Annotated in this window: 7 protein-coding genes and 1 pseudogene; 4 read left to right on the plus strand and 4 right to left on the minus strand. The window is 59.3% G+C overall.

The features are described from left to right. Positions 1-160: 160 nt before the first annotated feature. The 4 genes from TU80_RS30680 to TU80_RS30695 all read left to right on the plus strand — a co-directional run bounded on the left by TU80_RS30680 (position 161) and on the right by TU80_RS30695 (position 4,304). Positions 161-1,627 (plus strand): vWA domain-containing protein, encoded by a 1,467-nt coding sequence (locus TU80_RS30680; RefSeq protein WP_235000072.1) that lies wholly within the window; start codon positions 161-163, stop codon positions 1,625-1,627. A 38-nt stretch (positions 1,628-1,665) separates the two neighbouring features. After that, positions 1,666-2,238 carry an RNA polymerase sigma factor gene (locus tag TU80_RS30685; protein ID WP_017848620.1) on the plus strand — a complete coding sequence of 191 codons (573 nt, stop codon included), beginning with the start codon at positions 1,666-1,668 and terminating at the stop codon, positions 2,236-2,238. Then, the gene (locus TU80_RS30690; RefSeq protein ID WP_057006118.1) at positions 2,235-2,822 is read left to right on the plus strand and encodes a protein kinase family protein; all 588 of its coding nucleotides are present in this window, start codon (positions 2,235-2,237) and stop codon (positions 2,820-2,822) included. Before TU80_RS30685 ends, TU80_RS30690 begins: the two co-directional genes overlap by 4 nt. 417 nt (positions 2,823-3,239) lie before the next feature. Continuing rightward, entirely contained in the window at positions 3,240-4,304 is a 1,065-nt protein-coding gene (locus TU80_RS30695) for a 2,3-butanediol dehydrogenase (protein ID WP_226926362.1), read from the plus strand. 276 nt (positions 4,305-4,580) lie between these two features. Here the strand turns inward: TU80_RS30695 and TU80_RS30700 are convergent, their stop codons facing one another. The 4 genes and pseudogenes from TU80_RS30700 to TU80_RS33265 form a co-directional block, all read right to left on the minus strand. Further along, on the minus strand, positions 4,581-6,200 hold the full coding sequence (locus tag TU80_RS30700; RefSeq protein WP_057006119.1) for a methyl-accepting chemotaxis protein: 1,620 nt from the start codon (positions 6,198-6,200) through the stop codon (positions 4,581-4,583). 178 nt (positions 6,201-6,378) lie between these two features. Beyond that, a pseudogene (locus TU80_RS33630) lies at positions 6,379-6,561 on the minus strand (transposase domain-containing protein); the annotation flags it as partial. A 204-nt stretch (positions 6,562-6,765) separates the two neighbouring features. Next, positions 6,766-7,680 carry a hypothetical protein gene (locus TU80_RS30705; protein WP_057006120.1) on the minus strand — a complete coding sequence of 305 codons (915 nt, stop codon included), beginning with the start codon at positions 7,678-7,680 and terminating at the stop codon, positions 6,766-6,768. A 511-nt stretch (positions 7,681-8,191) separates the two neighbouring features. Further along, a partial coding sequence (locus TU80_RS33265; protein WP_211271290.1) for a hypothetical protein occupies positions 8,192-8,377 on the minus strand: 186 nt, incomplete at its 5' end.

The following is an 8,377-nucleotide window of genomic DNA, read 5'->3' on the forward strand; positions in this document are numbered from 1 at the left end:
GCCTGGACATGCCTGGCCCAGGACTCGCGCCGCGCGTGCATCGTTTCCATGTGAATCCCCTGCTGAAAAATACAGAGGATGCGGGCAGGGGTGCTCGAGGAGAAGGTGGGCGGGCTGGACGCTTACCGCCGAGCTGCACAGCGCGCCGGTCCAGGGAGCGTTGGTCAAGCGCCAGGCGATGCCTGCACCGATGCGGATGCAGGAGTCGGCAACCCTGGATTACCAAAGCGAACCCCGCGAGCAATACGCCAACCTGCCGGACAACCCGGTGCATCGGGTCGCCGAAACGCCGGTCTCGACCTTCAGCATCGACGTCGACACCGGCAGTTACGCCAACGTGAGACGTTTCCTCAACCAAGGCCGTCTACCACCCGAGGGCGCTGTGCGACTGGAGGAAATGCTCAACTACTTCCCCTATCACTACGCCTTGCCCACCGACGGTTCGCCATTTGGCGTGACCACCGAACTGGCGGCCACCCCGTGGAACCCGCGCACCCAACTGCTGCGCATCGGCATCAAGGCCTCCGACCGCGCCGTAGCGCAGCTGGCGCCGGCCAACCTGGTGTTTCTGGTCGATGTGTCCGGCTCCATGGACCGCCGCGAAGGCTTGCCGCTGGTGAAAAGCACCCTGAAATTGCTGGTGGATCAATTGCGCGAGCAGGACCGCGTGTCGCTGGTGGTCTACGCCGGCGAGTCGCGCGTGGTGCTCCCTCCGACCTCCGGGCGCGACAAAGTGAAGCTGCGCAACGCCATCGACCAACTCAGCGCGGGCGGCGCCACCGCCGGTGCTTCAGGCATCGAACTGGCCTACCAGATGGCCCGCGAAGGCTTTATCGAACAGGGCATCAACCGCATCCTGCTGGCCACCGATGGCGACTTCAATGTCGGCGTCAGCGATTTCGACAGCCTCAAGCAAATGGCCGTGGAACAACGCAAAAGCGGTGTGTCGCTGACCACCCTCGGCTTCGGTGTGGATAACTACAACGAACACCTGATGGAGCAGCTGGCCGACGCGGGCGACGGCAACTACGCCTACATCGACACCCTGCGCGAAGCGCGCAAGGTGTTGGTGGACCAACTCAGCTCGACCCTGGCGGTGGTGGCGCGGGATGTGAAGGTGCAGGTGGAATTCAACCCGGCTCAGGTCAGCGAATACCGCTTGTTGGGTTATGAAAACCGCGCGTTGAAGCGTGAGGACTTCAACAACGACAAGGTCGACGCGGGAGAGATCGGCGCCGGGCACACGCTGACCGCGCTGTACGAAATTGTACCGAAGGGCCAGCAGGGCTGGCTGGAGCCGCTGCGCTATGCCTCTGCGCCTGCCGTGTCGGGCGCTTCCGATGAGTTGGCCATGTTGCGCGTGCGCTACAAGCCTACTGCCGGTGGCGCGAGCCGCTTGATCGAGCGGCCGGTGAGCAACGCCTCGGCCAAGGCCAGCGACGACCTGCGCTTCTGCGCCGCCGTGGCCGCCTTCGCCCAGCAACTCAAGGGCGATGGCCGCTACACTGGCAGCATGAGTTTGCAGGACACCGCCGCACTCGCCCGCTCTGCCCGGGGCGATGACCCGTTCGGCTTGCGCAATGAATTCGTGCAACTGGTGGAAGTGGCGCAAAGCCTCAAACCTTGATCGTGAACACAACGACCAGAAAGGAGTTCGCCACCGACATGCCCGCTCCAGATGATTCACCCAGCGACGAATCGCTGCTGGCCCGCTACCGAAGCGGTGACGGCGCCGCGTTCGAAGCCTTATACGCGCGGCACCGCCAAGGTCTCTACCGCTTCCTGGTGTCCCTGAGCAACAAGGCCGAACTGGCCGAGGAAATTTATCAGGAGACCTGGCTCAGCCTGATCCGCAGCGCCACTCAGCCACAAGGCCGGGCGAGTTTTCGTACCTGGCTGTTCCAGATCGCCCGCAACCGCCTGATCGACTATTGGCGCAAGCACGGCATCCACAACCCGTTGCACGACAGTTACGATGAACAACTGCACGCCCAGCCCGACACCAGCGCCGGCCCCGAGCAGCATCTGAGCCTGAGCCGCGACCAGGCGCGTCTCGACGCCGCGTTGCAAGACTTGCCCGAAGACCAGCGCGAAGTCTTCCTGCTGCGCCTGCATGGCGACCTCGACGTGCCGCAGATCGCCGCCCTCACCGGCGCCCCGCTGGAAACCGTGAAAAGCCGCCTGCGTTACGCCCAGCAGAAACTGCGCCGCCTGCTGGCCGAGGAGATACCCGCATGACCGACTCCCGATACACCCCCGACCCCGACGACCTGCTCATCCAGCACGTGCGTCAACACAGCCGCGGCGAGCCACCGGCGTCCCTCGACGCCTTCATCCTCGCCACCGCCCGCCGCGAAACCCCAGCGCCGCAACCCAGCCGCTGGCAACGCTGGCTGCACGCCTGCCAACGCCCACGCTGGCAGATGGCATTCGCCACCGTCGCAGGGTTAGCGCTGATGATCGGCGTGGTCATGCGCTCGCCCGTGCCTCAACCCGACATCTCCCCGGCGACGTTCTCCGCGCCCCACCCAGAAAGCGCCCGCCCGGCCCCCGCGCCGATGGCCCGGATGGCCGTCGCGCCCAGAGCCGAAAGCGCGCCGGTCCAAGCCGAAATCGCCGGTGCGTTGTCGGATCAATCGCCGGCCAGGCTCAGCAAGCGCGCACCGGTTGCACTGCCTTCATTGGAAGAGGGCTTGCAGGAAATCGTCAACCTGCGGGCGGCCGGGGACAGCCAAGCGGCGGATGAGAAGCTGCTAGCGTTGCACGCGCGCTTTCCCCAGGAGGACTTGCCGGCGCGCCTGGAGGTGTTGCGCAAGCGCTGAACGCGGGGCGGGCGGTGAGACGCAACGTCTCGCCGTCTCATCGCCACCAGGTGCGGCCTGACATGGCGCGTCTCATTCGAACGCGATCGCGGCCGCCCCTGGGGTTCCAGCGGACCGCTCTAAGCAAGGCCTGTTCAGGTGCTTTTGCGGATCTGGCACCGGCCTTGCTCTGGCACTGGTAACCAGCCCGACTGGTGACCCAATAATAAAAACAGGTGCCCGATGTCCTGCCCAACTCCCTTTCCCGGTTCTGCCCGTAGCGGCGTCATGAGTCGCATGCCGCAACAGCTCAATCGACTGGTTCTGGACCTTGTGCTACCGCGCTGACGCCCCTCCTGGCGGACTCTTGCGGGGCGCCAGGGCCAATCGTTCCAAGGAGATTTCGCTATGACCCTTTCGATCAATCCGCAACGCAGCATGCGCGCCGCTGTCTGGCACGGCCGTCACGATATCCGCGTCGAAGACGTCCCGCTGCCCATTTCGCCGCCGGCCGGTTGGGTGCAGATCCGCGTGCAGTGGTGCGGAATCTGCGGGTCCGATTTGCATGAGTACGTGGCCGGGCCGGTGTTCATACCGGTCGACGCCCCGCACCCGCTGACCGGGATAAAGGGGCAGTGCATCCTCGGGCATGAGTTTTGTGGCGAGATCGTCGAACTCGGCGCCGGCGTACAGGGCTTCAGCGTCGGCGAGCCGGTGGCGGCCGATGCGTGCCAGCATTGCGGCACGTGCTACTACTGCACCCACGGGATGTACAACATCTGCGAAAACCTGGCCTTCACCGGGCTGATGAACAATGGTGCCTTCGCCGAACTGGTCAACGTGCCCGCCAACCTGCTGTACAAATTGCCGGCGAATTTTCCCGCTGAAGCCGGGGCACTGATCGAGCCGCTGGCGGTGGGCATGCACGCAGTGAAAAAAGCCGGAAGCCTGCTCGGGCAAAACGTAGTGGTGGTCGGTGCCGGCACCATCGGCCTGTGTACCATCATGTGCGCCAAGGCGGCCGGTGCGGCGCAGGTGATCGCGCTGGAAATGTCCGGCGCCCGCAAGACCAAGGCCCGGGAAGTGGGCGCGACCCATGTGCTCGATCCCAATGAGTGCGACGCCCTGGCCGAAGTCCGCCGCCTCACGGGCGGGCTCGGCGCGGATGTCAGCTTCGAATGCATCGGTAACAAACACACGGCCAAACTCGCAATCGACCTGATCCGCAAGGCTGGCAAGTGCGTCCTGGTGGGGATCTTCGAGGAACCCAGCGAGTTCAACTTTTTCGAGTTGGTGGCGACGGAAAAACAGGTAATGGGCGCGCTGGCCTATAACGGCGAGTTCGCTGACGTGATCGCGTTTATCGCCGATGGACGGCTGGACATTACGCCGCTGGTGACGGGGCGCATTCAGTTGGAACAGATCGTGGGGCAGGGCTTTGAGGAGTTGGTCAAGAATAAGGAGCACAACGTGAAAATCATTGTGTCGCCTGCTCGGGTCTGAAGCGGGCGATGAGCAGTGCGTCACCCTTGCCACTTCGTTGTGAGTGGCAAGGGTGGCGTGCGGCTGATGGAATCTATCGACGGCCTCTCATGCCGTATTGCCGGAATTTGCCGACGAGTAGCGAGTCGCCACCGATCACCCGTCCGGCCTGGGCTTGTGGGTAAGCGCTGCATCAGCACATCTGCCAGACAGGCGTGCCGACATCAGCACGCGTTTGGTCAAGTCATCTATCGAGGCGTGATATGCCCCAAGCATGAATTTCGCTCGGCGCCTTTTTCACACCGCGAATCGGTTAACCAACTGATTCAGGTTGACCGCCAGTTTTGACATCTCACCGCTTGCACTGGCCGTCTGGCTGGCACCCGCAGCACTCTGAGTTGCCAGCTCGCGAATACTGACCAGATTACGATCAACCTCACGCGCAACATGCGACTGCTCTTCAGACGCCGTGGCGATCATGAGGTTACGTTCATTGATCTGAACAATGGCGGTGGCTATTTGATCCAGCGAGGTACTGGCCTCTTGGGCGACACCAAGTGATTCGGTCGCCAGGTCTCTGCTCGTATTCATCGCCTTCACGGCGAGATCAGAATCGTTCTGGATGGCAGCGATCATCTGCTCGATTTCTTGTGTCGACACCTGAGTGCGATGGGCCAACGCCCTTACTTCGTCAGCAACTACCGCAAACCCACGGCCTTGCTCGCCTGCGCGTGCTGCCTCGATAGCCGCGTTCAAAGCCAGCAGGTTGGTTTGTTCTGCAATGGCCCGAATCACCTCGACAACTTTAGTGATGCTCTGGGCACGATCTGACAACCCCTGAATCTGTTCACTCGTGTTCTCAACGTTCCCGTTCAGCTTTTGAATGGACTTCAATGTCTGAGCCACTCGCTCCAAACCTATTTCGGTATAGCCCTGGGTACGCTTTGACTCTTCGGAAGCCGACTCCGCGTTACGAGCGACCTCATCAACAGCTGCGCTCATTTCTGTGACCGCTGTGGCAGCCTGATTGACCTCGTCATTTTGGGCGACAAGACTCCGACTCGACTCCTCAGTGACCGCTGTCATCTCTTCTGACGCAGAGGCCAGTTGGGTGGACGAATCGGATATCTGCATAATTGTAGTTCGCAGGTTTGTCTGCATCTGCGCGAGGGCTTTCAACAGTCGTCCGGCTTCATCAGTCCCGCTGACCAATACCTCTTTGGAGAGGTCGCTGGCCGCGATACGCTCCGCGACAGACAGGGCATCTTTAATCGGAGAGGTAATACTTTTCGTCAACAGCAATGCCAAACCAACTGTCAGGGCGACAACGGCAGCAATAAGGCCGACAACCAACCACAACCCATTGTTATAAAGATCGGTTGCGTTTTGCCCAGCCTGCGCTGCGCCGTCGTTGTTAAAGTTGGTCAAGTCTTTGATCTGCATTTCCATCGTGTTCGTCAGAGGGCGGATGCCGGTCTGCACCAGGCTGACCGCCGCCGCTACGTCACCCTGCCTCATCAACGGTTCAAGACTATCCATTAGTTTGGAGTAGGCATCGGCGCTGTTTTTTACCGGTGTATAAAACGAACGCTCCTTATCACTCGCTATCAGAGGCTCATAATTCGCCACCGCATCGTTGAACGCCTTACGGTAGCTGGCGAAGCTATCAATCGTCTTTTGTATCGACTGAGGGTCAGCAAGGCCACGCTGTGTTTCGAGCCTCAAGCGAAGGGCTGTACTGTTCATCAGCCCCGTTTGTCGGATGCTAGCCATCCAATTGAGTTCGACGTCTTTTTCGGAGTCCTTCAGCTTGCCCATTTGCACGACTGCGAATGCGCCGAGCACAAAAACCAACGCAATAATCAACGCGAAAAACAGGGCAGCGCGTGGCGCTACGTTGAGATTTCTAAGGTGCATACAAGATTCCTGTTTTCCAACGGTTGTTGATATGTTCAACAGGATATCGACTCAAAGCCGGAAACTTTAAGGATGTCGTCGAAAGGCGATGTGGTTGGCGAACGCCTGGCCGGTGGAGCTTGCCTTGGTTCAATCTGCGGGGGGAGCCAGCTCCCGAAGCCGTCATGCACAAGGACTTTCATGCGAGTTGCGCGGTAACCGAATGGGCATTACAGGTTGCGTAACGGTAACCCGTTATGCGGCAACAACCCGGCGATCTTGCTGGCGCGCTGGTTAGTACATCCTTGAGATAATCAGATGGATCATGCCCATTGAGCTTAGTCGGCTGGATCAGGCTCATCAGCGCAGCTGCGCGTTGGCTGTTAGGTCTCACGCTGAAGTAGAGGCCGTTCCCGTGGGTGTTTCGTAGACTGTCTGAGACAGCCAGAAACCCCGGCGTCGTTTGAACTGGGCTGCAAGACGCCCGTTTTATATGGGCCATCTCTAGTGTCTTTGGGTTAGGCATACACGTGGGCATACAAGGCAGCGGCTGCTGGGGGGTAAAAAGATGCCAGTCGAATGAGTTCTAAGGATTCGTTCCCGGATGATCGTGCCAGTCACAAACGCCGCAGCTGAGATAGGAGTCGCCCTCCGGCGGGATATCGATATCGAAATGCTTGCGGACGTCCCGCGACTTACAGATGGGGCACAGGTCGGTCTGATCCTGCTCCTCCCGCTTAAGTATCTGCATCATATGACCTACAACAGTCTGACAAGTGTGGATGGCTATCGAAGAGGCCGTTCTGCTCGCACTCTTCGTATGGGTCAACCAATTCGATAGCTGCCAAGCCTCCTTGGAGAGGTTCTTCAAGTGCTGTCGCAATTCTTTGTTGCTTCCGCCTCCACATAGGTGATTCATCAGCAGCTCAATCCATGCGATGAAGTTGGCATCTTGTGGGCGATCTACTTCTTGGGGTATTTCGCTCAACCTTCTGATGGCACCTATCAACGAGATGAGTGCCTCTCGCAAGAGCATGCCTACAGCCTGAAAATCCTCTGCTTCGACGGCCGCATCGTGACGAGCATCGGCCTGGTCCATGCGCCGAAATACCTCGTCAAACGGCGTTGGATCAGAGCTGTCAATTCGATCCGGGCGACTCCTCAGCCTCATCATCAGTCCAATATGAAAGGAGATGGTGTAGTCGAGTGTAGGGAAGTGCTTCTGGGAATAGAGATTCGTGAGGTTTGTGATAACCCACCAACGATCCTTATCGGTCGTCACGTCCCAGATTTCATAAACATCCCCCAGCACGATTTCCTTTTTGATTCGCTCTACGTGCTGAACGATCTCATCCGGAGCTTGCCCCTCGACATAATTAGCGATGTCTCGTTCAGCATGAAGGTCGCTTTCAACGCTGTAACGCGAAAGCTCATCCGCCGGTACGGGGTGGGAGTGCACGGTGCACTCCCCTTCAATAGGTAAATCTCGCTCTTCACTCATTATTGCTTTCCTTGCCGGTCGCCCCGTCGTTTGAATCTCAATAGCACCGCTATCACGCGAGCGCTAGTCGAAAAACGTGAGGGTGCCAGCATGGGGTTCAGAACCTGCTGGGGACCCTGGAGAATTACTGACCACACGGGGCATGAAACCCGCGGGACTGAGTTAGTGGGAGGTGCTGGAAGTTACTGAAATTTCAATCGTTGAAATTGAAAGGATCTTGAAGAAAAAAGGGGATCCTTACCGGAACGGTAACGGTCCTCGGTTTTGTTCAGGATTGTGAACGGATGGCTTGGTCAACTCAGTCAACCGGTCAACTAACTTTGGAGCCCAGCCACTAACGAGATCCGGCGGGTTCTTTGCCCCGTGTCTATCCGAAATGCCCAGGGTCCCCAACGGCTTTCCGATTCATAGGGCAAATGCACTGGTGAACGGCAGTTCACCCGGTTCACCTGTTCACTAAGCTGGGCATCTTTCCGCTGACACGATCGCGCGGGTTTCCTACCCCGTACCTTTAAGAATGTTCCGGGGTCCCTACTATCGAACCAAAGCCAAGAGCTTGACCCACCTCGCTGAACGAGCCCCATGAAAGACAGGACACCGTTTCCCCCTTACGATAAGGGATAGGCAAACGGTTATGTTTATGACTAACAGCAACGATAAGAGTGGTGAGCTTTTGGGTCAGGAGCGGCGACGCCGC

Origin of the sequence: Pseudomonas veronii (assembly GCF_001439695.1) — a bacterium.
In the GTDB taxonomy this organism is placed as follows: domain Bacteria; phylum Pseudomonadota; class Gammaproteobacteria; order Pseudomonadales; family Pseudomonadaceae; genus Aquipseudomonas; species Aquipseudomonas veronii.

Coding starts and splice junctions, on each gene's coding strand:
- TU80_RS30685 (WP_017848620.1), top strand. CDS start 1,666: ATGCCCGCTCCAGATGATTCACCCAGCGACGAATCGCTGCTGGCCCGC.
- TU80_RS30690 (WP_057006118.1), top strand. CDS start 2,235: ATGACCGACTCCCGATACACCCCCGACCCCGACGACCTGCTCATCCAG.
- TU80_RS30695 (WP_226926362.1), top strand. CDS start 3,240: ATGCGCGCCGCTGTCTGGCACGGCCGTCACGATATCCGCGTCGAAGAC.
- TU80_RS30700 (WP_057006119.1), bottom strand. CDS start 6,200: ATGCACCTTAGAAATCTCAACGTAGCGCCACGCGCTGCCCTGTTTTTC.
- TU80_RS30705 (WP_057006120.1), bottom strand. CDS start 7,680: ATGAGTGAAGAGCGAGATTTACCTATTGAAGGGGAGTGCACCGTGCAC.